22 protein-coding genes are annotated in these 22,588 nt (G+C 57.4%); 13 read left to right on the top strand and 9 right to left on the bottom strand.

The window, feature by feature from the left end; all coding sequences use genetic code 11:
• Positions 1 to 10: 10 nt before the first annotated feature.
• From DSM3645_RS11425 to DSM3645_RS11415, 3 genes are read left to right on the top strand one after another with little or no spacing between them, the layout of a single operon-like run.
• Positions 11 to 1,393: an MFS transporter gene (locus DSM3645_RS11425; protein ID WP_002652319.1), complete on the top strand. Its 1,383-nt coding sequence runs from the start codon at positions 11 to 13 to the stop codon at positions 1,391 to 1,393.
• A gap of 8 nt (positions 1,394 to 1,401) precedes the next feature.
• The gene (locus DSM3645_RS11420) at positions 1,402 to 2,010 is read left to right on the top strand and encodes a D-sedoheptulose-7-phosphate isomerase (RefSeq protein ID WP_002652318.1); all 609 of its coding nucleotides are present in this window, start codon (positions 1,402 to 1,404) and stop codon (positions 2,008 to 2,010) included.
• 32 nt (positions 2,011 to 2,042) lie between these two features.
• Positions 2,043 to 3,035 (top strand): ROK family protein, encoded by a 993-nt coding sequence (locus tag DSM3645_RS11415; protein WP_002652317.1) that lies wholly within the window; start codon positions 2,043 to 2,045, stop codon positions 3,033 to 3,035.
• Positions 3,036 to 3,183: 148 nt separating this feature from the next.
• Here the strand turns inward: DSM3645_RS11415 and DSM3645_RS11410 are convergent, their stop codons facing one another.
• The 4 genes from DSM3645_RS11410 to thrC form a co-directional block, all read right to left on the bottom strand.
• Positions 3,184 to 4,284 carry a threonine aldolase family protein gene (locus tag DSM3645_RS11410; RefSeq protein ID WP_081444797.1) on the bottom strand — a complete coding sequence of 367 codons (1,101 nt, stop codon included), beginning with the start codon at positions 4,282 to 4,284 and terminating at the stop codon, positions 3,184 to 3,186.
• A 57-nt stretch (positions 4,285 to 4,341) separates the two neighbouring features.
• Positions 4,342 to 4,713 (bottom strand): hypothetical protein, encoded by a 372-nt coding sequence (locus tag DSM3645_RS11405; protein WP_002652315.1) that lies wholly within the window; start codon positions 4,711 to 4,713, stop codon positions 4,342 to 4,344.
• Positions 4,714 to 5,511 carry a 4-hydroxy-tetrahydrodipicolinate reductase gene (gene dapB / locus DSM3645_RS11400; protein WP_002652314.1) on the bottom strand — a complete coding sequence of 266 codons (798 nt, stop codon included), beginning with the start codon at positions 5,509 to 5,511 and terminating at the stop codon, positions 4,714 to 4,716. It lies immediately after the preceding gene.
• Positions 5,512 to 5,576: 65 nt separating this feature from the next.
• Positions 5,577 to 6,977 carry a threonine synthase gene (thrC, locus tag DSM3645_RS11395; RefSeq protein WP_002652313.1) on the bottom strand — a complete coding sequence of 467 codons (1,401 nt, stop codon included), beginning with the start codon at positions 6,975 to 6,977 and terminating at the stop codon, positions 5,577 to 5,579.
• 199 nt (positions 6,978 to 7,176) lie between these two features.
• Here thrC and DSM3645_RS11390 point away from each other — a divergent pair, with 199 nt between their 5' ends.
• The 3 genes from DSM3645_RS11390 to DSM3645_RS11380 all read left to right on the top strand — a co-directional run bounded on the left by DSM3645_RS11390 (position 7,177) and on the right by DSM3645_RS11380 (position 8,841).
• The gene (locus DSM3645_RS11390; protein WP_002652312.1) at positions 7,177 to 7,584 is read left to right on the top strand and encodes a TraR/DksA family transcriptional regulator; all 408 of its coding nucleotides are present in this window, start codon (positions 7,177 to 7,179) and stop codon (positions 7,582 to 7,584) included.
• Entirely contained in the window at positions 7,577 to 8,194 is a 618-nt protein-coding gene (locus DSM3645_RS11385; protein ID WP_002652311.1) for a signal peptidase II, read from the top strand. Before DSM3645_RS11390 ends, DSM3645_RS11385 begins: the two co-directional genes overlap by 8 nt.
• 164 nt (positions 8,195 to 8,358) lie before the next feature.
• Entirely contained in the window at positions 8,359 to 8,841 is a 483-nt protein-coding gene (locus DSM3645_RS11380; protein ID WP_002652310.1) for an RrF2 family transcriptional regulator, read from the top strand.
• Positions 8,842 to 8,918: 77 nt separating this feature from the next.
• Here DSM3645_RS11380 and DSM3645_RS11375 read toward each other — a convergent pair whose 3' ends face one another.
• Together DSM3645_RS11375 and DSM3645_RS11370 are read right to left on the bottom strand one after the other, a co-directional pair.
• Positions 8,919 to 10,523 carry a glycine--tRNA ligase gene (locus tag DSM3645_RS11375; protein ID WP_040352438.1) on the bottom strand — a complete coding sequence of 535 codons (1,605 nt, stop codon included), beginning with the start codon at positions 10,521 to 10,523 and terminating at the stop codon, positions 8,919 to 8,921.
• A 110-nt stretch (positions 10,524 to 10,633) separates the two neighbouring features.
• Positions 10,634 to 11,368, bottom strand: coding sequence for a 2-phosphosulfolactate phosphatase (locus DSM3645_RS11370; RefSeq protein WP_002652308.1), 735 nt, complete (start codon positions 11,366 to 11,368; stop codon positions 10,634 to 10,636).
• A gap of 395 nt (positions 11,369 to 11,763) precedes the next feature.
• On the opposite strand from DSM3645_RS11370, the gene ubiE reads away from it, so the two are divergent.
• The 7 genes from ubiE to DSM3645_RS11335 all read left to right on the top strand — a co-directional run bounded on the left by ubiE (position 11,764) and on the right by DSM3645_RS11335 (position 17,435).
• Entirely contained in the window at positions 11,764 to 12,474 is a 711-nt protein-coding gene (gene ubiE / locus DSM3645_RS11365; protein ID WP_002652307.1) for a bifunctional demethylmenaquinone methyltransferase/2-methoxy-6-polyprenyl-1,4-benzoquinol methylase UbiE, read from the top strand.
• Positions 12,471 to 13,139, top strand: coding sequence for a UbiX family flavin prenyltransferase (locus DSM3645_RS11360; RefSeq protein WP_002652306.1), 669 nt, complete (start codon positions 12,471 to 12,473; stop codon positions 13,137 to 13,139). Before ubiE ends, DSM3645_RS11360 begins: the two co-directional genes overlap by 4 nt.
• Entirely contained in the window at positions 13,123 to 14,031 is a 909-nt protein-coding gene (locus DSM3645_RS11355; RefSeq protein ID WP_002652305.1) for a UbiA-like polyprenyltransferase, read from the top strand. The genes DSM3645_RS11360 and DSM3645_RS11355 overlap by 17 nt, the downstream gene beginning before the upstream one ends.
• A gap of 9 nt (positions 14,032 to 14,040) precedes the next feature.
• Positions 14,041 to 14,769 carry a type 1 glutamine amidotransferase gene (locus DSM3645_RS11350; RefSeq protein WP_002652304.1) on the top strand — a complete coding sequence of 243 codons (729 nt, stop codon included), beginning with the start codon at positions 14,041 to 14,043 and terminating at the stop codon, positions 14,767 to 14,769.
• Positions 14,770 to 15,035: 266 nt separating this feature from the next.
• The gene (locus DSM3645_RS28120; protein WP_131282457.1) at positions 15,036 to 15,452 is read left to right on the top strand and encodes a hypothetical protein; all 417 of its coding nucleotides are present in this window, start codon (positions 15,036 to 15,038) and stop codon (positions 15,450 to 15,452) included.
• A 60-nt stretch (positions 15,453 to 15,512) separates the two neighbouring features.
• Positions 15,513 to 16,418, top strand: coding sequence for a DUF1559 domain-containing protein (locus tag DSM3645_RS11340; RefSeq protein ID WP_002652302.1), 906 nt, complete (start codon positions 15,513 to 15,515; stop codon positions 16,416 to 16,418).
• A 192-nt stretch (positions 16,419 to 16,610) separates the two neighbouring features.
• Positions 16,611 to 17,435, top strand: coding sequence for a phosphatidylinositol-specific phospholipase C/glycerophosphodiester phosphodiesterase family protein (locus DSM3645_RS11335; protein WP_116344396.1), 825 nt, complete (start codon positions 16,611 to 16,613; stop codon positions 17,433 to 17,435).
• Positions 17,436 to 17,590: 155 nt separating this feature from the next.
• On the opposite strand, the gene DSM3645_RS11330 is transcribed toward DSM3645_RS11335, so the two are convergent.
• The 3 genes from DSM3645_RS11330 to DSM3645_RS11320 form a co-directional block, all read right to left on the bottom strand.
• Positions 17,591 to 18,574 (bottom strand): hypothetical protein, encoded by a 984-nt coding sequence (locus DSM3645_RS11330; RefSeq protein ID WP_131282454.1) that lies wholly within the window; start codon positions 18,572 to 18,574, stop codon positions 17,591 to 17,593.
• A gap of 194 nt (positions 18,575 to 18,768) precedes the next feature.
• Positions 18,769 to 19,800, bottom strand: a complete 1,032-nt coding sequence (locus DSM3645_RS11325; protein WP_002652299.1) for a hypothetical protein — start codon at positions 19,798 to 19,800, stop codon at positions 18,769 to 18,771.
• A gap of 177 nt (positions 19,801 to 19,977) precedes the next feature.
• On the bottom strand, positions 19,978 to 22,527 hold the full coding sequence (locus DSM3645_RS11320; RefSeq protein ID WP_002652298.1) for an ATP-dependent Clp protease ATP-binding subunit: 2,550 nt from the start codon (positions 22,525 to 22,527) through the stop codon (positions 19,978 to 19,980).
• Positions 22,528 to 22,588: the final 61 nt, after the last annotated feature.

Here is a 22,588-nt window from a genome sequence, read left to right as displayed (position 1 = left end):
TAATGCCCGCATGGATAAACCGCTGGAACAAGTAGATCAGCCGACGACAGAGCTGCGAATCGGAGATCCTGCACATCTGCCGCCGCTAACGCGCGACGTCAGCTTTTGGGGAATGACGGTCACGCAGTTCTTTGGCGCGTTCAACGACAACGTCTTCAAACAGCTGCTGCTATTGATGGGGGTCAACCAGGTCGTCAACGGCGAGGGGCAAGACCTGCAAGGGATCGCGATGATCATCTTCTCGCTTCCCTTTTTATTGTTGGCCGGCCCAGCCGGTTACTTGGCCGATAAATACTCGAAGACGACGGTGATCGTGCTGTCGAAAGCGGCCGAAATCGTCGCGATGCTGCTAGGCGTGATCGGCTTCTGGTACTTCGACATGTTCGGCTTCGCCGGGTTGTTTGTCGTCCTCTTTTTGATGGGGGGGCAAAGCACCTTTTTCGGCCCCGCCAAATACGGAATTTTGCCCGAGACGCTGCACGAACATGATCTGCCGAAAGCGAACGGCATCTTCCTGATGACCACGTTTCTAGCGATCATCTTTGGCACCGTCGCGGCCGGCGTGTTGCGCGATCAATTGGGGGGCGCCAGCACGGTTGTCACCGCGTCTGCCGCCGAGGTCGCCGACGCGGTAAGCGTTCAATCGAGCAGCAATCTGTGGGTTGGCTCGGCGATTTGCGTCGTGATCGCCGTCATCGGCACGTTGACGTCACTGCTAGTACGCAAGACGAAGCCGGCCAAACCGTACGCCAAATTGACCATCGGCGCGTGCACCGTTCCGCCGAGTGCAATCCGCCTGTTTCGCGCCCAGCCGGCGATGTTCAAGGCGCTGTTGGCGTCATGCATTTTTTGGCTTTGTGCCGGCGTCGTGCAGCAATCGGTCAACTCGCTAGGCGTCGTGCAGCTTGAGCTTTCCGATACGCAAACCAGCATCATGAACGGACTGATCGGCGTCGGCATCGCCTTGGGCTGCATGATCGCCGGACTGATGTCGAAAAACCGGATCGACTTTCGCATCGTGCAGATCGGCGCTTGGGGGATCAGTGCGTCATTGGCCCTGCTGGCGCTGCCGGGCCCATTTCACGGACACTTGCTTGGCTTTTGGGGAAGTCTGCCGGTCTTGGTCATCTTGGGAGCCTGCACCGGTATGTTCTCGGTGCCGATTCAGGTTTACCTGCAAGCCAAAGCCCCGTTGTCGCAAAAGGGGGAAGTGATCGCCGAGATGAGCCGCGCCAATTGGGTAGCGATCTTGCTCTCCGGCGTGCTGTATGGTCTGTTCGATAAAATCCTGAACGATTTCCATTTACCCCGCTGCTATTTGTTCGCATTTACCGTGCTGATCATGTTGCCGGTTGCGATTTTTTATCATCCTCCCAGCGAAGATTTAGAGTAAACGCTGTCATGCTTGGCGCCCAATTAGATTCGTCCGCTTACGTCGCTCGTCTGCAACAAGAGATCGCCCAAGTCGATCAGGCCGCACTGCAAAACTGGGCTGACCTCATTTACCAGGCCTGGGAAAACGGAAAGTGGGTTTACATCTTCGGCAACGGCGGCTCAGGCACGACCGCCAGCCACATGGCCGAAGATCTGGGCAAGAGCACGCTGCACGAAAAGGACCTGGGAGATGAATCGCTCAAACGCCTGAAAGTGCTGAGTCTGACCGATAACGCCGGCTGGTTGATGGCCGTCGGCAATGACCTGCACTATGACCAAATCTTCCTGCAGCAGCTGATGAACTACGGCGGCGAAGGGGATGTGGTGATCGCCATCAGCGGATCCGGCAACAGCGGTAACGTTCTGAACGCCGTCGACTGGGCGAATCGTCATGGCCTGCAAACGATTGGTCTGACCGGCTATAGCGGCGGAAAACTGAAAGAACTGGCGCAGCACAGTCTGCATGTGCCGACCGATGACATGGGAATGGTCGAGAGCATTCACCTTTGCTTATTCCACTGGGTCTTGAACGACGTCTTCGCCCGCATCAATCACGTCGGACGATACGCCGCCTAGAACCTTAGCGCCCCGAGGAGACGAGGCCCAGCATGTTCCTCGGAATTGAGATCGGCGGAACCAAACTGCAAGTTGCTCTAGGGCAGCCGGGCCAAGACCCCATCGCGCTGGAGCGGATGGACGTGCAGCCTGACCGCGGCGCGATCGGCATTCTGGATCAGATCGAAACCGCCGGCCATCGCTTGCTGCAAAAGAACGCCGCCCAAGCGATCGGCGTCGGCTTCGGCGGTCCGGTCGATCCGCAAACCGGCGTCGTCGCCAAGAGCCATCAGATCGAAGGTTGGGAAAACTTCCCACTTGGCGATTGGTGCCAAAAAACGTTCAACTTGCCGACCTCGCTTTGCAATGACTGCGACGCCGCCGCTTTGGCCGAAGCGGCGCACGGAGCAGGGCAGGGCGCCGGCAGCGTCTTCTATGTCACCGTCGGCACCGGCGTCGGCGGCGGCTTCGTCTATCAAGGCCAACCGTTTGGCGCCGATCGCCCCGCGATCGCTGAGATCGGTCACTTGCGCCCCGGCATTCACGCCGATCGCCCAGAGATCACCGTCGAGTCGATCGCCAGCGGCTGGGGACTGGCCGCAGAAGCTCGGTCGCGACTGATGGGAGACGTCTCCCGTTCGCTCTCGGCGGCTCGTAACCGCAGCCCGATCACTGATCAAACGAGCGACGAGTTTGCCCGCGACCTCTTGCTTCGCTGCGATCACGATCTCGATCTGCTGACCGCCAAGCTCCTCGGCCAGGCCGCCGCCGAAGGGAACGAACTGGCTCGCGATATCTTGGAACATGGAACCCAAGCGCTCGGCTGGGCGATCGCCCAGGTCATCACGCTAATCGCGCCGCAAATCATCGTGGTTGGCGGCGGCGTTTCGTTGATGGGGGATCAACTTTTCTTCACGCCGCTACGCGCTCAAGTGCGGCGGTTTGTATTTCCCCCGCTGGCCGACAGCTATGCGATCGTGCCGGCAGCGCTAGGAGAGTTAGTAGTAGTGCATGGAGCGATCGCGCTGGCGGCGAAATCTTCGTAGCCTGAAGTGACATCAGCCGCACGGCGTTAGCCGCGGTTTTTTGTTTTCGACTTTCCGTCGACAATCAGTTCCTGTCAGAAACCGCGGCTTACGCCGTGCGGCTGATTGTGTGGGGAGAAGAGTGATCTCCCTTCACTCGCGCGTCGCGTTACGAAGACAACTCCCGGATATCCTCCACCAGCGCGGTTACATCTTCCATCGACGTATCCCACGAGCACATGAACCGCGCGCCGCCGTTGCCGATGAACGTGTAGAACTTCCAGCCGCGGTTGCGCAGGCCGGTCGCGACGTTCTCGGGCATTTGCACGAAGCACGCGTTCGCTTCGACCGGAGCGATCAGCGAAACGCCGGCGATCGACTCGACGCCTTTGGCCAGCGTCGCCGCACACGCGTTAGCGTTTTGGGCATGCTTCAGCCAGGCGCCGCTTTCCAGCAAGCCGATCCACGCAGCCGAGAGGAACCGCATTTTTGACGCGAGTTGGCCCGCCTGTTTGCAGCGATATTCAAATTCATGGGCCAAATCTTTGTTGAAGAAGACGACCGCTTCGCCAACCGGCATGCCGATCTTCGTGCCGCCAAAGCAGAGCACGTCGATCCCGAGTCGCCAGGTCAGATCGGCTGGCGATCCGTTCAAACTGGCCAGCGCGTTCGACAGGCGTGATCCGTCCAAATGCAGCCGCAGATCATGTCGCTTGGCCGTATCGCACAGCGTCGCGAGTTCGTCGGTCTGATAGACGGTTCCCATTTCGGTCGCCTGGGTGACGCTCAGGACGCGCGGCTTGGGATAGTGGATGTCTTTGCGACGATTGACGATGTTCTCGACCGCGGCTGGATCAATCTTGCCGTTGGCGCCTTCGGCCAACAGCACTTTGGTGCCGTTGGAGAAAAACTCGGGAGCGCCGCATTCGTCCGTTTCGACGTGAGCCAAAGCGTGGCAAATGACGCTGTGGTAAGAGTTGCACAGCGAGGCCAGCGCCAACGAGTTGGCCGCGGTGCCGTTGAAGACGAAGTAGACTTCGCAGTCGGTCTCGAAGAAATCACGCAACAGATCCGACGCGCGTGCGGTCCAGGGGTCTTCGCCGTAGGCCGTCGCATGTCCAAACCGGGCATGCTCCAGCGCTTCCCAGACTTCGGGAATGACGCCTGCGTAGTTGTCACTGGCAAATTGACGGCGCGGCAATGGATTGGGGGCGTTCAAGCGACCCTCCGACGAAGCTGAAGATGTGAAAGACCAAGTGCGATCGTTCATTATGCCTGATCCTTCGCTCGGCTGCTTGTAGAATCTGCGCGCAAACCGCAGAGCATTTTACTCTCCGCGGCCCTCCGCATGCTTGGCTCGCACTTCGGGCAAAGGATAGTCGACGATTGGCAAATTTACTTGCACCAGTTCCAGCAAGCGTTCATAGCCGCGCGTCGCCAATGCTTCTCGCTCAGCGACAAACGCCGGATCGAGATTCGACTTGGCGAAATCACCGGCGGCGGTCAGCGGTTCAAAGCTGGGATGCACGATGAACTGAGCCAAAACTGGGTTGCAGCGAACGTGTCGTTCCGGCGTCGTGTGCAGCACTTCCGGATCCAGCATCCCGATAACGTAGCGCAGATAGAGATCGCTCTCGGTCAGTTTCTCGACCGGGCGGCCGCAGACTTCACAGTTGTACCCTTCGTCGCACTTCGCCATCTAAAGTCCTAGGACATCCGACATCGTATAGAGCCCGGCCGGTTTGCCGGAAACGAACTGCGCCGCTTTGAGCGCGCCGTTGGCGTAGCAATCTCGGTTGCTCGCGCGGACAGTCAGTTCGATCGTTTCGCCCATGAGGCCAAAGATGATCGTATGCTCGCCGGGGTTGTCGCCGACGCGAATCGCGTGATAGCCGATCTCGTCACGCGGCCGCTCACCGGGACGCCCTTCGCGACCATGCGCTTCTTTGGTTTGCCCCATCTGTGCAGCGACGATCTCGCCAAATTTGAGCGCCGTTCCGCTGGGTGAATCTTCTTTGAAGCGATGATGCCGCTCGACGATTTCGACATCGGCGCCGGCGGGATAATCCTTCAGCGCGGCGGCGGCGATCTCGGTCAGCTTCATCGTCAGGTTGACCGCCAGACTCATGCTGGGCGCCCAGACGATGGCGATCTTTTGTGAAGCTGCCTGCAGCATCGTTTTGTGATCGTCGGTCAATCCGGTCGTCGCCATCACCAGGGCGATCTTATGATCGACGCACAGATTGATCGCGCGCTCGGCGCCAGCCGGAACCGAGAAGTCGATCAGCGCATCGGCTTCAACTTCCAACTTGGACGACAGCGGCAACCCGATCGGCCCCACGCCGGCGAGCGCGCCAGCGTCTTCGCCCAATTTGGGATGGCCTGCATGCTCTAAGGCGGCGACCAGTTGGATGTCGGGGTTTTGATGTCCCAACGCAATCAATCGCTGTCCCATTCGACCAGCAGCGCCGCTGATCACCACGCGCGGTGCGCTCATATGCTTCTAAACTCCGCTGGGGCGGAAAGATATCCGCAGCCCAAATTGATTGCTGGCCAGAATGATTAACCGTATAGCTGAATCGCTTGGACAATCTCGTCCAACTCGTTTTTGACCGCGACCGCGCGATTGGCGTGCGCGGCCCGTTTGACTCCGCGGCTGCCGAGCACTTGGTTGAAGTAGTCTTGATCGGTCGTGTGATAGGCGACCGTCGCGTTGGGATCTTTCAGCAGATGCCCGGTCAGGATGCAGACGACGCGATCGCTGGGAGCGATGACACCCTCTTCGCGGAGCATCTTGGCGCCGGCGACACTGGCGGCGCTGGCCGGCTCGCAGCCCATGCCGCCTGATCCAACCTGACTCTTCGCGTCCATGATCTCTTGATCGCTGACCTGACGGACGACGCCGTCGCAGTCATGCAGCGCTCGCAGACATTTCGTCAGGTTGACGGGCCGATTGATCTCGATCGCACTGGCCAAGGTCGACGCTTTGGCGCCGGTTTCGTCCATGTTGCGGTAGTAACTGTTGATCAAATCTTGATCGAAACGCCCTTCGTTCCAGCGCAGCCCATGCTGATTGTAAAGCTGGTCCAGCGTGTCGGCGCCGGATGCGTTGATCACGGCCAGACGCGGAATGCGCGTGATCAGGCCCAGCTCTTTCAGCTCCGAGAACGCTTTGCCAAACGCGCTGGAGTTGCCCAGGTTTCCGCCGGGTACGACGATCCAATCTGGCGGTTCCCAGCGCAGCGCTTCCAACACGCGGAACATCACCGACTTCTGACCTTCGAGCCGAAAAGGATTGACGCTGTTGACTAGGTAGATGCCCAGGTCTTTGGTCACTTCACGCACGCGGGCCATCGCGTCATCAAAGTCGCCGGCGATCTGCAGCGTGAGCGCCCCATAGTCAAGCGCCTGTGACAGCTTGCCGTATGAGATCTTGCCGGACCCGATAAAGATAACCGCCTTCATCAGTTGCGTGACTGAGCAATACATCGCGAGCGAGGCGCTGGTGTTGCCGGTCGACGCACACGCGGCCCGCTTGGCGCCAACGATTTGAGCGTGCGTAAACGCGGCGGTCATGCCGTTGTCTTTGAAACTGCCGGAAGGGTTCATCCCTTCGTATTGCAGATGGAGCTTGCCCGAGTCGAGCCCGACGTAGCCGCCCACTTTATCGGTTTGCTGCAGCAGCGTTTGCCCTTCGCCCAGCGTCACGATCTGCGCGTCGGTCGCGTAGGGGAAGAGACTTCGAAAACGCCAGACGCCGCTAAAGTTGAGCGGGTTATCGCGGCGCGACCAGTTGGCTTCGATATCTTTCCAACTGCTGGGGGGCTTCACCTGGTCCCAGTCGTACTTGACGTCAAGCAGTTCGCCGCACGCCGGACAGGCGACCAGCACCTGACCGATGTCGTAGGTTTTCCCACAGTCGGGCGAAAGGCATTTTTGATAGGCGGAGGGAGCGTCGGCCACGTGGCTAATTACTTACTATGAAAGGCTTTTTGTGCATAAAACGGAATGCTCAGTCTATTGGAGCATGCGACGCCTATCAAGGCGAGATCCCGCCCACGTTAGAGGCGGAAACGACGAAGTTGGTTCAAAAATTGACGCGGCAAAATCTCCCCCATTAGAATAAGGGGTCTATCATCCACATCGACGGAGTTCCACGGCAATGCCCACGAGCCCTGCGGATCCGAAAAAAAACGGCATGAAGCCGGCGGACGCCGAGCCATTTCGCGTAGTACTGCAAACGTTACGCGCACGCCTACGAGGCGACGTCTCGCAGTTGACCGAGTCGGCGCTCCGCAAAACGCGGAGCGAAGCCTCAGGCGACCTGTCGAGCATGCCGATCCACATGGCGGACATCGGCAGCGACAATTACGAACAAGAGTTTACGCTCAACATGCTGGCGGCTGAGGAGGGGACGCTGCACCTGATTCAAGACGCACTGGCCAGAATTGAGTCCGGCGTGTATGGTGCGTGCGTCGAATGCGGCGGACGGATCAAAAAGCCGCGACTTCACGCGATTCCTTACACCCCGCTTTGCATTGACTGTGCCAACCAGCGAGAACGTGTCTAGCCCGTCACAGCCGGCTTCGCCGGTCGTCACCCGCAGCCGCTACGTCATCTTCTTCACTTTGGCGATCGCCGGGTGCCTGTTGGACCTGTGGACCAAGCATGCGGTATTTCAGGCCGACGCCAATTTTCCGCTCACCGAGCGAGCCGGGGCACATCCGCTGCGCATCTATTGGCTCGTGGAAAACTACGTTGGGTTTGAAACCTCGCTGAACCATGGCGCGTTGTTCGGGCTAGGGCAGGGGGGAACGCCGATTTTCGCGGGCTTTTCTGTCTTAGCGGCGGTCGGAATCATCTATTGGCTCTTCGTTCGCAAAGCGGCGAGCGATCTCTGGCTGACGATCGCCTTGGGGAGCGTCACGGCAGGCATTTTCGGCAACTTATATGATCGACTCGGCATGTACCATGGCTTCGGCCAGTGGGACAAAGGGGCCGTTCGGGATTGGATATTGCTGACGGCCGGGTCGTACAATTATCGTTGGCCCAATTTTAATATCGCCGACAGTTTTTTAGTTTGTGGCGCCGCATTGCTGCTTATTCACGCATTCTTAGCACCTGTGGGGGATAATCCGACGCAATCGCGTAAAGACCACCCGCCCCAACAAGAAGTGTAAGCATAATTAATTGACATTGTGATATTTTATAGTAAATTATCACCTGTCCCGTAGAAGTTCTGGTCAATGCCCTCACATTGGCTACGAAACGGAAGCGGAACAATCGTCAATTACCTCTCATCATGCGCTGGGGAGATTCCACCTCCCTTCAAAGGGGCAATCTCATGAAACTTTCGCGAACGGTCGCTTACGCACTTCAAGCGACACTCCAACTGGCTGAAACCGATTCCTCGAGCCCGGTTCCTTGCAGCAAGCTTGCCGCCAAGGGGGATATGCCGGAACGGTTTTTACTACAGGTCTTGCGCAACCTCGTTACGCATGGAATTTTGCGTAGCACCCGCGGAGTCGACGGCGGATATACCTTGGTACGTCCGGCCGAACAGATTTCATTGTTGGAAATCATTGAAGCGATCGACGGTCCGATGGACTCGCGATTGCCCATCGAGAGCGAAGTTGATTCGTCTTTCCAAGAGAACTTGAAAGAAGCGCTGGCCAACGTGACGACCGCGATGCGGCAACAACTGGCCGACATCAAGATCTCGAAGCTGGTGACAAAGTCCACCAACGGACGTCCCGTGATCGCGCCTCATCCGCACATCACGTCCGCTATGGCGGATACCGGCGTCGTGGTTCGACAAGGGACCTAGTTCTATTGCTGCAACGAGAAAATAGCTAAGTCGCCATTGCCGCGAAAACGCGGCGATGGCGACTCTGGCTTGGCCTTTTATTCGCTGATCAGCTTATCGATCTCGGCGACCACATCGTCTTGCTTCACGCGCCATTGTTCGAGCGTGTCGCGATGGCGAATGGTGACCGTTCCGTCGGTGATCGACTGACCGTCGACGGTGATGCAAAACGGCGTTCCGGCTTCGTCCTGGCGGCGATAGCGACGTCCGACCGCTCCTTTTTCGTCGTAAAAGACGTTGAACTTCTTTTTGAGCGCGCGATAGATGTCTTGCGACATCTCAGGCATTCCGTCTTTCTTGACCAGCGGGAACACGGCCGCTTTGATCGGTGCGATCCGCGGATGCAGCTTCATCACCAACCGCGACTGCAGCTTCCCGTTTTCATCGGGAGCTTCATCCTCGGTGTAGGCTTCGCACAAAAAGGCCAACGTCGCCCGATCGGCGCCGGCGGACGGCTCCACCACATGCGGCGTAAAGCGTTCGTTGGTCAGATCGTCACGGTAGGTGAGATCTTTGCCGCTGCCGCGATGCTTCGGTTTGCCGTTCGCATCCAGTTCCAGCGTCAACGGGTTGCTGTTGGGATCGAGCTTCCCTTCCATGTGGCTGCGGAGATCAAAATCTCCCCGATGCGCGATTCCTTCTAACTCTCCATACTCGCCGGTCGGCAAGAACGGAAAAGCGTACTCAATATCGGCCGTTCCGGTCGAATAGTGACTCAGTTCGTCGCTGTGATGCTCGCGCAGACGCAACTTGTCTCCGGCCAAGCCCATGTCGAGATACCATTGGAAACGGCGATTGCGCCAGTATGTGTACCAATCGGCCGACGAACTGGGATGGCAGAAGAACTCGATTTCCATCTGCTCAAACTCGCGCGAGCGGAACGTAAAGTTTCGCGGCGTGATCTCGTTGCGAAAGCTTTTGCCGACCTGGGCGATTCCAAAGGGAATCCGCACCCGCGAGCTATCGACCACGTTCTTGAAGTTGACGAAGATCCCCTGAGCGGTCTCCGGCCGCAGGTAAGCCGAATTTTCTTCTCCCCCCAACGCGCCAACCGTTGTCTTGAACATCAGGTTGTATTCGCGGGGCTCAGTCAGCGTGCCCAGTTCTTTCGCGTCGGGGCCTAACACTTGAGCGAAGTCGTCGACCGTGGTCAGCGAAACCATCGCACCGTCCCACGCCAGCTGTTCGGCCTGCTTGGTGCGCAGTCCGAAGAACTTCAACGCGTTCCGTTCGATGTCGGTTTCCGGCTGATCCGAATCCGATCCGGCGGTCGCGAAGATCTTTTGTCCCTTCGCTTCGACCCAGCGGCCGACCACCTGATCATGGCGATAGCGTTTTTTCGACTGGCGACAATCGACCATGTAGTCATGGAACAGATCGTAATGTCCCGAGCACTTCCAGACCTGCGGGTGCATGATGATCGTGCAGTCGAGCCCGGTCATCTCGTACGGCTGCGGAGCGCCCGGCATGGTCGAGATATCGTCGTGCCCGCTGACCATGTCGCGCCACCAGGCCTCTTTGACGTTCCGCTTCAGCTCGACCCCCAAGGGGCCGTAGTCCCAGAAGCCGTTGATTCCTCCATAGATTTCGGAGGATTGAAAGAGAAATCCGCGTCGCTTGCAAAGCGACACTAGCTTTTCCATTTCCATGGCTACGGCTCGTCTAACAGATGAAGGGGTGTTTCGACTATCCAGTCGGCCCCAAAAGTTGGGGACGAAAAGGTCCTAGTTTAGCTTGCCATCGGGAGTTACGTCTACCGGAGACGTATTTCCCAGGTCGCCGCGTCTAGCTCGGGAACCAGGTCAAACTTGTCGAGGGTTGCGGCGATCTGGATATCGTTTTCCAGGCCGATCGCCAAGACGTTGCGGCCGCCGCGGCTCTTTTGCAATCGTTCGACCAGCGGCACCGCGACCAGATTCTCCTGCGCGGTTCGCCAAGCGTCGGCGGCGATCTGAGCGGCGTCGTTGACTTCCCACCGGCCGGTCGCGGTCATCAGGTCAACGATGGCGCCGGCGAGCAAGACATCTTCGCGCGTCACCTCTCCGGCGGTTCCGGCGCAAACCAGATGGACGTTTTCGGCGTCAGAAAGTTCGCGGCAGACGGCCGAAAGATTAACAAAAGCGCCGATCAAGATGCGGCTGGCCCGCTGACAGCGCTGCATCGCTTTGGTGCCGTTGGTGGTCGTAAAGATGACCGGATGGCCGGCGACAACGTCGCGAGAATACTCGGTGGGCGAATTGCCGAGATCAAATCCATCAATCCGAACGCCGCCGCGTTCGCCGCCCAGTAAAGCGCCGTCGATCAGCGACGCCTTCTCTTTGGCGTCTTCGATCGAGATGCAGGGGGAGACATGATCAGCGCCGGCGGCCAACATATGCACGATGGTGGTCGTCGCTCGCAACACATCGATCACGACGGCGGTCGATCCAGCGAGCGTTTCTTCCGAGGCGAGTTCCGGCAGCAGATGTACGTAAATCGTCGGCGACATGAGATTCCTCTTGATAAGATGGTCGCCATGATAATGCGTTAGAGCGCACGAAGGAATGCGCCACCGATCGTCAATTTCCGGAAGTTACGAGGTTTTTCGGTCTACATCGTAGCTGGGGAGCCCCTGTTAGCTCCGCTATCAGGGGCGACAACGTCGATTGGAAGCATCACGCCGCGTTTGCTTGATATCGGCGATCATTTGGCCGTTTGACATCGCGATCGCTCCTTGTGCCGCAGTCGGGCTTGGATGCTTGCTTTTAGCTGCGCCAAACCTATTAGCGGAGCTGTCGGGGGTAACGGACGTGTCGCAAGACGCCGTGTTACGGAAACGCTCGGCTTGCGGTAAATTAGGTGGTTTCACTGCTTTGATTCGCCCGCCCAGGGAAAACGCTACGCATGGTCGTCGACAAATCGGAAACGCGCGTCCGGCGAATGTTCGCCGAAATTGCCGGAAAATACGATCGGATGAATCATCTGCTGTCGATGAACGTCGACCGCTATTGGCGCTGGCGAACCGTACAAATTGTCCCCCCCCAAGGCGATGCGCCCATCCTGGACGTCTGCACCGGCACCGGCGATCTGGCGATAGCCTACTTTCGCGCGGCGAAGGGGAAAGTCCGAATCGAAGCGACCGACTTCTGCCCAGAAATGCTGGAAGTGGGGGAAGAGAAGAAAAACCGCGCCAACATCGGCGAGATGATCCGTTTCCAGGAAGCCGACACGCAAGCGCTGCCCTTTAAGGATGACACGTTTCAAATCGTCTCGGTCGCGTTTGGTCTCCGCAATGTGACCAATACCGATCTGGGGCTGAGCGAAATGACCCGCGTCTGTCGACCAGGCGGCAAGATCGCCGTGCTCGAGTTTTCGATTCCGACCTGGCAGCCGTTCAAAGCGTTTTACCTTTGGTACTTCCGCAACATCCTGCCGATGTTGGGTCGGCTGTTCGCCAAGAATCGCGAAGACGCCTACAAGTACTTGCCCGATAGCGTCGGCGAGTTTCCCTATGGCGAAGCGCTGGCCGAGCGGATGCGGGCCGTCGGGCTTCACAACGTCTTCTACAAGTCGCTGACGTTTGGCATCGCGACGCTCTACGTGGGGACCAAATGAGCCATGTCCCTCCGATTGTGCTGGGGATTACCGGCGCCAGCGGCGCGGTTTACGCTCGGCGTTTGCTGAACGTGTTGATTCACGCCGGCTATGACGTCGATCTGTCGATCAGCGTCTCGGGACGCGCCGTTTGGCTGCAAGAGTTGAACGTCGCACTCGATCTGAAGAAGTTCGAGCCGAGCGATATCCTGGACGAGCAGGCGCGGCCTGACGACCGACGCTTGACCGCGACGGTCCAAAGAAATCAGCCGCAGCGCAGCGGCAATTTGCGATACTTCCACTACAGCGACTTCATGGCGCCGATCGCCAGCGGATCGGCCAAATCGCACGGCATGGTGATCTGTCCTTGTTCCGGCGGAACGCTCAGCGGCGTCGTGCACGGCGCCAGCGATAACCTGATCCAACGCGCCGCCGATGTCCATTTAAAAGAACGCCGCCGACTGATCCTGGTCCCGCGTGAAACGCCGTTGTCGCTGATTTATCTCGACAACATGCGCAAGGCCGCTGAAGCCGGCGCCATCGTCTTGCCGGCCATGCCGGGCTGGTATCACGGCGTCGATTCGCTCGACGATTTGATCGACTTTATCGTAGCGCGAATTTTGGATCAGCTCGATATTCCGCACGCGATGATGCGACGATGGGGGAGCGATGATTCAGCGAATTAGCGACATCCTGGCGATGATCCGCTTCAGCCACACCGTTTTTGCAATGCCGTTTGCGCTGTTGGCGGCGGTGATGGCCTGGACTGCTCCCGCGCCGCCCGGAGTTGACATTCGCTTCTCATGGCGCGAACTGCTGGGAATTGTGCTGTGCATGGTCTTTGCTCGCAGCGCGGCGATGGCCCTCAACCGACTCGCCGATCGCCAGATCGACGCCGAGAACCCCCGCACGCAATCGCGGCATATTCCGGCCGGAGTATTGTCGGTCGGCGAAGTGACGTTGTTTACGATCGCCTGTTCGATCGGCTTTGTCGCGTCGACGCTGCTGTTTTGGCCCAATTGGCTGCCGCTGGCGTTGTCGATTCCGGTGCTCCTCTTTTTATTCGGCTACAGCTATACGAAACGCTGGACCGCGCTGGCTCACTTTTGGCTGGGCGCGTCCTTGATGTTAGCGCCGATCGCCGCGTGGATCGCGATCCGCGGCGCGGCGATCTTGGTCGATCCATTGGATCTGCTGCCGGCCGTCACGCTGGGCGCCGCGGTGCTGCTATGGGTCGCCGGGTTCGACATTATCTATGCCTGTCAGGACGCCCAGTTTGATCGAGCGGCCAAGCTGCACAGCGTTCCGTCGACCTTTGGCGTCGCTGGCGCATTGCGAATTGCAGCCGTGTGTCACGCGCTGATGATCGGGGCGCTAACGCTGTTACCGGTCGTCTATCCGTCGCTGGGGCTGATCTATTGGCTGGGAGTCGCGGCGGTCGCGAGCTTGCTGATTTACGAACATGCGATCGTCCGCCCTGACGATCTGTCGCGGGTGAATCTCGCCTTCTTTCATGTGAACACGATTGTCGGCGTCGGGCTATTTGTGGTGACGACGATTGATCTGCTGCTTTGGTAGAATAGCGGCATGACGAAACGCCTAAACTATCTGCTGGTGCAGATCCGTAATGCCGATGATCCCATGCGTAGTCAAGAGATTTCTTGTTTTGCGAACGCGTTAGCATGCGACGCTGCGCAGATCGAGCCGTTTGACCTGCTCGCCGGATCTCCTAGCGAGCGACATCTGGCGAAAATCAACATGGTGATGATCGGCGGCAGCGGGCATTACTCGGTCGCGACCGACGCCGATTGGCTGCAGCGGGCAATGGCCGGACTACGGCGGTTGGTGGAACTGGAAGTCCCGCTGTTTGGTTCCTGCTGGGGATTTCAGGCGCTCGCCAAAGCCTTGGGAGGCCAGGTGACCCACGATTTGGAGCATGCAGAGCTCGGCACGCACGAGCTCTTTCTGACCGACGCCGGACGAGCCGATCCGATCTTCTCGGCGCTCGGCGCGCGTTTTCCGGCCTACATGGGACACGAAGATCGCGTGATCGAGTTGCCCCCCGGCGTACAGTTGCTTGCATCCAGTGATCTCGTCCCGCAGCAAGCGTTTCGCGTCACCGGCAAACCCATCTACTGCACGCAGTTTCACCCCGAACTGACGGTCGAGACTTTGCTGGAACGCGTACGGGCCTACCCCGAGTACTGCGAAAAGATCGCTGGCGTCCCGTATGAAGAATTTGAAGCGACTTGCGTTGCTGCGCCGGAGAGTGAAGGGTTGCTGAGAGCGTTTCGGCGCGAGTATCTGGGCATGTAGCCCCCCTCGAGTAGCCTGATCTGCAACTGCTCACACAAGCCCTACACAAACATTCTCTTGGCCAGCCAATTGTGAATCTATGGTGAATTTCCGTCCATCTCCGGGTGCGGCGGGAAGGCGAACAGCCACATTTCGCATACATTCAATTGCACCTTGTTGCTAATGTTTTTGGACACAATTTCCAGTTGTCTTGCGTTTGCCCCGCTTGGCGAACGGCAGAGATGATGGTCGGAGCCATGATGCTTTTTTCGCTGACGAAGCGCACGATGACGCGCCCCATTCTCTGTGCATTGTTCGTCGTACTTGCGCTGGTTGGCTGTAAACCGGCTCCTGGCGGCGCCTCCATTGACGGCATGGTCACGTTAGACGGCCAGCCGGTCGCCAATGGCTTGATTCACTTTGAGCCCGCTGGAGAGTCTGGTGTGAACGCATCGCGGCGAATCGCCGATGGTCACTACAATTTTCCTCCCAAAGCGATGATGCAGCCGGGCCTTTACAAGGTTTCCATTCAATCGATCCCGCCTGAATCGGGCTTGGATCCCGACGCGATCATGAACGGGGCCCCAGTGCCTGCTTTCAAAGATCCGATTCCCGCCAAGTACCGCACCAATAGTGATCTAGTCGCCGAAGTCTCGGCCGAAGGTCCGAATACGTTCAATTTCGAACTGAAGACAGGCCGCTAACAAGCGGAACCGAAGTCAGCCGACTGCTTTTTCCTTTTTTATGCTTATTGAGGTTTGCCGATGAAGTCGAAACGGATGGGATTTACCCTAGTGGAACTGTTGGTTGTGATCGCGATCATCGGCGCCTTGATCGCACTTTTGCTGCCGGCAGTTCAGCAAGCCCGCGAAGCGGCGCGTCGTTCTTCTTGCCAAAACCAGTTAAAGCAAATGGGATTGGCGTTTCACAATTACCACGATACCTTTCTGACGCTGCCCGCCGCGTATCTCAAGTCAGCCGCGACCGGCAATAGCGGCAACACCTCTGGGTTGATCTGGCTAAAGTCGCTGTTGCCATTCCTAGAGCAGGGCAATTTCCACGACCAATGGAATTATAAAAAGGGGTACAACAGCAACCCCGACAATATCACCCTGGTCAGCCAGGTGATCCCCAGTTTTCTTTGCCCCAGTGATGAACCGTCCATGACCTACCATGAGGTTCCCAACTACAACTACGCCTGCAACTTGGGCACGACCGACCTGGCGCGAACCACCCCCTATAACGGCGTCGACTACCTGCAAGCGCCGTTTGAACATGCGGGACGAAATTTCCGCTTCGCCGCGATTACGGACGGCCTTTCTCACACCATCCTTGTGGGTGAAGTCCGGCAAGCGCAAATCACCGGCGATTATCGTGGCCTGATTTGGCTCGGCGAGCATGTCGGCTTTACCACGCACTACGGGCCCAACACCTTGTCGCCAGACTTGCTGGTTTCGAGCTATTGCAAGAATGACGAGATGGAACCAATCGGTTTGCCTTGTGCCGGCGCATCGAGCACTCGTCTCTTTTCCGCTCGCAGCCAACATCCCGGCGGCGTCCAAGTCGTGAATGCGGATGGATCGGTCCATTTCATTCCGGAAACGATCGACCTCAATACTTGGCGCGGTATGTCGGGTATCAACGACGGACAAGTACTCGGAAGCTACTAAAACGCCGTCTCCAATCTTCGCCCAATTTCTTAGGCCCGTCTGCAATCTTTAGGCGGGCCTATTCGATTTACAACTCCCCAAAATCCCTGCGTCCCCCATTATTGGCGGCAATCAATCTTGCCAGCCCGCATGTTACAATCGATAGTTTGCTTGCCGGCTTCCTGCCCCTAATCGATCACTGGATCTGAATTCTTGAGACTCTCCTTCGCTTCGCTCGCCTTGGTTTTTCTGTTGCTGCTGACGACCCAGACCGTCTTCACACGAGCCGACGACAAGCCAGCTTCGCCACTTAGCCAGGCCCACGCCCACAACGACTATTTGCATGATCGCCCGCTGTACGACGCCCTCGATCATGGATTTAACAGTGTTGAAGCGGACGTATTCCTGGTGGGTGACAAATTGCTGGTAGGTCACACGCTGGGAGAAACGACGCCCGATCGGACGCTGGCAGCCCTCTACTTGGATCCGTTACGCCAACGGGTCCGTAGCGGCGGCGGTCAGGTTCAGCCCGGCGGGGGACCATTTCGATTGTTTATTGACATCAAAAGCAGCGCCGAGCCGACCTACGCGGCGCTGACGACACTGCTGGCCAGCTATTCCGACATGCTTTCGCAGGTACAGGATGACAAGTTCCAGACTTGCGCTATCAACGTCGTGATTTCTGGAAATCGTCCTCAAGCGACCATGGCGGCCGAGAAAAAACGTTTCGCAGGGATCGACGGTCGGCTCAGCGATTTGAACAGCGACGTAGCCAGCCATTTGATTCCGGTGATTAGTGACAATTGGAAATCGCATTTCCAGTGGCGCGGAGCAGGGGAGATCCCCGCCGAGGAAAAGCAAAAGCTGCGTCAATGGGTCCGACAAGCTCATGCCGATGGACGACAAATCCGCTTTTGGGGAACCCCAGATACGCCCCCGATGTGGCGAGTTTTGCAAGACAGCGGCGTCGACATGATCAATACGGACGATCTGCCGGGGTTGGAGAAATTCTTGCGCGACAATCGCAGTAATCACTAATCGTCGTTGCAGAGGCAGGAAATCGCATAACACCCGTGGCTGGCGTGCCGTATGAAGAGTTTGAAGCGACGTGCGTTGCTGCGCCGGAGAGTGAAGGGTTGCTGATGGCGTTTCAGCGGGAATATCTGGGAGTGTAAGAAGGCAAAAAAGGCCCGCTATTTGACGCCCAACTCGTGTAGTATCGTCGCTGGAGCCTTTGTGGTGATATCCGGAATTACGTGCGCCCGGCTTATCGGCGGATGTTCGCCCAACGCGTGATATGGCTGCAGTGCAGGTACATTCACGACAAATCGCTCAGTCGGAATATCGATGTCGAAATCCGCCTTCTCGATCCAATAGCAGTCGCAATACCACCCACGTCCTCCGCGGTAAAAACGCATGGTGAGTGAGGGAATCTGATGTGGGCGCGGCAGGCTTTGCGACCGCATTTGCAGATGGATCGCGAAGGCATAAACGTGCTCGGCAGAAGGAGCGTAATACGAGTTAGGAAAGTACTTTGCGTGGGCCAGAATGGCGTCCCGCTTACGATCAACCAAGAAAATATTGTCGCTTCCTGATCTGCCCTCGATCGTATCCGTAAAAATCTCCAACTCACCATGCGGTTTAAAATTTCCGCTGCCTTGCAAGAGCCCCTCTTCCCGCGAGAAAATATTCCGACAAGTCAGACCCGTCTCGGGCAAACTGGAAAGATAGGAGAAATGCTGGTAGACAACTCGATCCCCGCGGCGATCGATTCTGACGCATGACTTTGGTCCCACGGTAACTTTCCACCACAAATTGCCATCGGGAGTCTCTTTCGTGAACTGGAGCAAGGAACCGCTAAAGTCCAACTCGACCTCCTTCCACGCTGGTACGCGCCGAATCGACTCGATCTTGATTCCCGGCGGAGGAGGCGGGAGCGTTGGCTCCACTCTCTCTAGTCCGGCTCGTTTCAAAAACTTCCACGATGTCACCGAATTTACATCCAGCGGACCATCGTTCAGTTTGTCTCGCAGCGCCAGCACGTCATCGAACGTTTTCACGTTGACGTTATCGATCCGTATCCCCGAGGCCGCCTGCAATTCAATATGCCCTGACGTCGGGACGTATAGCAGCGAGAGATTCTCACCGTGCGACACGGCGGATAATGACGTCAGCACGAGTAGCGCTGTTATGTGCAGAAATGGGATCCGAATCTTGGCGCTAGTACACATCCGAAACCTCGCTGTTTGCGGTCGAAATGATCGGACGCTTTGCAAGAAGCGTATCCTGACTTGTTTAAACTAACAGAGCAGGGCGGACTACGTCGATGAAAATGAGGTCCAACGACTGCCGATGCCGTTCGCATGGAAGCCTATTTATGCTGCTTGTTCAGTTCCTCAGTCACCATCTTCAGCGTTTTGTGGGTGATGTCCAAAATTGGGGCGTTCACCCAGCGGGGATACTTTTCTCCTTCGGCATGGTAACGCTCCTTGGCGGGCACATTCAGCACAAATCGTTCTGGAGGAAAGGTCACAGCGAAGTCCGCTTTCTCCAGCCAATAGACATTGCAATGCCAGGTGCGGTCGGCGCCAACGCCGCGTCCCCCATAAAAATGCAAAGTGACTGCCGGAACCTGATGCGGTTGGGGCGACTCTTGCGACTGCATCTGCATGTGCAGCGTAAAGGAATGGATGAGGTCGTTATGTTTCCAACGTGACGCTCGGACCAAAACCGCGTCTTGCTCACGATCAACGAGCAGCAGTTCATCTCGGCCTCGGTATTCGAACATCGTGGTGAACAACTCGAAATTTCCGATCGGGCGGACCGAATATTTGTTGCGAAACAAAAATGCTTCACGCGAAAGAAGTCGCTCACAATTGAAGTGCCGCCAAGAATGCGTTCGTACATAGTTAAAGTGCCGATAGGTCCAACGGCCGTTGAGTTGCTCCAGTTCGACGCATGACCCGGGCCCCACCGTCACCTCCGAGCGATACGGCAAGTCGCCGGGATCGTCGACGGAAAAGCCTTGGCGCGAACCGTCGAAATCGATCACGACATCCTGCCATTCCGAACTGAGAATCATTTGGTCAGCAGGCACGTTTCGCATCGGGGGCGGCAATTCACGTTCGACTTTCTTCAATCCGGCGCGCTCGAGAAACTTCCATGATGTCACCGAAGCTTCGTCGAAAGGACGATCGTTCAGCTTTTCGCGCAAGGCGAGAACATCTTCAAGTGTTCTTACATCGGCGTTCGTAAGCTTTACAGAGATGCTTGCTTTCATCTCGATATGCCCCGACTGCGGCAGGAACATCTCCTTCAGATGCTCTGCCCGCACCGCCGCAGGGATCAAAGCGATGCTGGCGAAAATCAGCGCAAACCAGGCAATTTTCAGAGTCCCACGCATCCTGCACCTTATTTTGAAAGCGGGAATCGGGCGAGCGCCGCATGGGTTCAGACTACCGCATCCAAGATTGCGGCGTCAAAACATTTGTCCTTGTGTTTCAGAAAAGGGAGGAGAGTCAGAAAAAAAGCCCGGCCAACTTGGCCGGGCTTTCTGTTCGTTGTCATTCAGAAGCAGCGGTTACTTCGCTTCTTCGGTTCCGCCGGCGGCGACCGGTTCGGCTTCTTTTTCGCTTAAAGCGCCTTTGAAGTCGAGTCGGGTCATCTTGCCTTCGTCGTTCTCGACGGCGTCGACGATGATCTGATCCATCCCTTGGAACTCGCCTTTGAGCAGTTCTTCGGACAACGGATCTTCGATCGAGTTTTCGATCGTGCGACGCAGCGGTCGGGCGCCAAAGTCGTTGCCTTTGTCGCTCTGGTTGCTGCGTTTGATGATCAGCTCTTTGGCCTTGTCGGTCAGGATGAGGTCGTAACCTCGTTCGGCCAGACGTTCGCGAACTTTGCTCAATTCCAGGTCGATGACCAGCTTCAGATCTTCCCGTGTCAGGTGATGGAAGATGATCGTCTTGTCGACGCGGTTGATGAACTCAGGACGGAAGACCTTGCCGATCTCTTCCTCGACGCGAAGCTTCATGCTGTCGTACTCGGCGCCTTCTTCCGAAGCTTGGAAGCCGAAAGCCGATTCATTCTTGATCGCGCCGGCGCCAGCGTTGGTGGTCATGATCAAGATGACGTTGCGGAAGTCGACGTTGCGACCGAAGCTGTCGGTCAAACGGCCTTCTTCCATCACTTGCAGCAGCATGTTGAAGACGTCTGGGTGAGCCTTCTCGATTTCATCGAGCAACACCACGGCGTACGGACGACGACGAATCTTCTCGGTCAGCTGACCGCCTTCTTCGTAGCCGACGTATCCGGGAGGAGCACCGATCAAACGGCTGACGTTGTGCTTCTCCATGTACTCGCTCATGTCAATTTGAATGAGCGCGTCCGCGTCGCCGAACATGAATTCGGCCAGCGCCTTGGCGAGCAACGTCTTACCAACGCCGGTCGGACCTGCGAAGACAAAGCAGCCGGTCGGACGCTTCGGATCTTTCAAACCGCTGCGACTGCGGCGAACCGCCTTCGACACCGCTTTGATCGCGTCGTGCTGGCTGATGACCTTGCGATGGAGTTCGTCTTCCATCTGCATCAGGCGCATCGTGTCTTCGGTCGTCATCCGGGTCAGCGGGATGCCGGTCATTTTCGAGACGACTTCGGCGATGACTTCTTCATCGACGACGCCATCTTTTTGACGCGACTTCTCTTGCCATTCCTTGATGATCGAATCTTTTTTCTTCTTCAGCTTGTCGGCCTGATCACGCAGAGCCGCAGCCTTCTCGAAGTCTTGATCGGCGACCGCTTGTTCTTTTTTGCGGTTCAGCGTTTCGACTTCTTCGTCAATTTCTTTCAGATCCGGCGGTCGGGTCATCACGCGAAGCCGCACGCGAGCGCCGGCTTCGTCGATCACGTCGATCGCCTTGTCGGGCAGGCAGCGTCCAGTGATGTAGCGATCCGAGTATTCGGCCGCGGCCACGACCGCGTCATCGGTGATTTGCACGTTATGGTGCTCTTCGTACCGATCTCGCAGACCTTTGAGGATCTCAACCGTTTCGTCCTTCGAGGCCGGATCGACCTGAATCTCTTGGAAGCGGCGAGCCAGGGCGCTGTCTTTTTCGATGTACTTGCGGTACTCGTCGAGCGTCGTAGCGCCGATGCATTGAATTTCGCCGCGCGCCAAAGCCGGCTTCAGCACGTTCGCCGCGTCGATGGCGCCTTCAGCGCCGCCGGCTCCGACCAACGTATGCAATTCGTCGATGAACAAGATGGTGTTCTTGGCGCGACGAACTTCGTTCATGACCGCTTTGATGCGTTCTTCAAACTGACCGCGGTACTTGGTGCCGGCGACCATCATCGCCAGGTCCAACACGACGATCCGCTTTTCGGCCAGCAGTTCCGGAATATCGCCGTCGATCACGCGCTGTGCGAAACCTTCGACGATCGCCGTTTTACCGACACCGGCTTCACCCAGCAAAACCGGATTGTTCTTGGTGCGGCGGCAGAGAACCTGGATGGCGCGTTCGATTTCTCGCTCGCGGCCGATGACCGGATCGAGCTTGCCTTGCTTGGCGAGTTCGGTCAGATCGCGACCAAAGCTGTCGAGCGCCGGCGTTTTCGATTTGCTGCCTTTGGCGGCAGCCGGGTCCGAGCTGCTCTCGGGTTGACCGCGGCCTTCGCGTCCGCCGTCACCTTCCATGCCGTGACCCAGCAGGTTGAGGACTTCTTCGCGAACGTCTTCAAGCTTCAGACCAAGGTTCATTAGAACCTGGGCGGCGACCCCTTCTTGCTCTCGCAAGAGGCCCAGCAGGATATGCTCGGTGCCGACGTAGTTGTGGTTCAGATTGCGAGCCTCTTCCATCGAGTACTCGATCACTTTTTTGGCCCGCGGGGTCTGGGGAAGTTTCCCCATCGTGACCATGTCGGGTCCGCTTTGGACGAGTTTCTCGACTTCGAGTCGAATTTTGCGGAGATCGACTTCCAACGTCTTGAGTACGTTGGCGGCGACTCCGCTGCCTTCTTTGATCAGCCCAAGCAAGATATGCTCGGTGCCGATGTACTCGTGGTTGAACCGCTGCGCTTCCTGGTTCGCCAGCTGCATCACCTTCCGAGCGCGATCGGTAAATCTTTCGTACATGGAGTTCAACCTCGCGATGAGTAATAGCGGGTAGTCTGCTTCTTTTTATTCTATCGCACTG

The sequence above is a fragment of the Blastopirellula marina DSM 3645 genome (assembly GCF_000153105.1).
GTDB classification, from domain to species: Bacteria; Planctomycetota; Planctomycetia; order Pirellulales; family Pirellulaceae; genus Blastopirellula; species Blastopirellula marina.
This window is presented reverse-complemented; position numbering and strand designations above follow the sequence as displayed.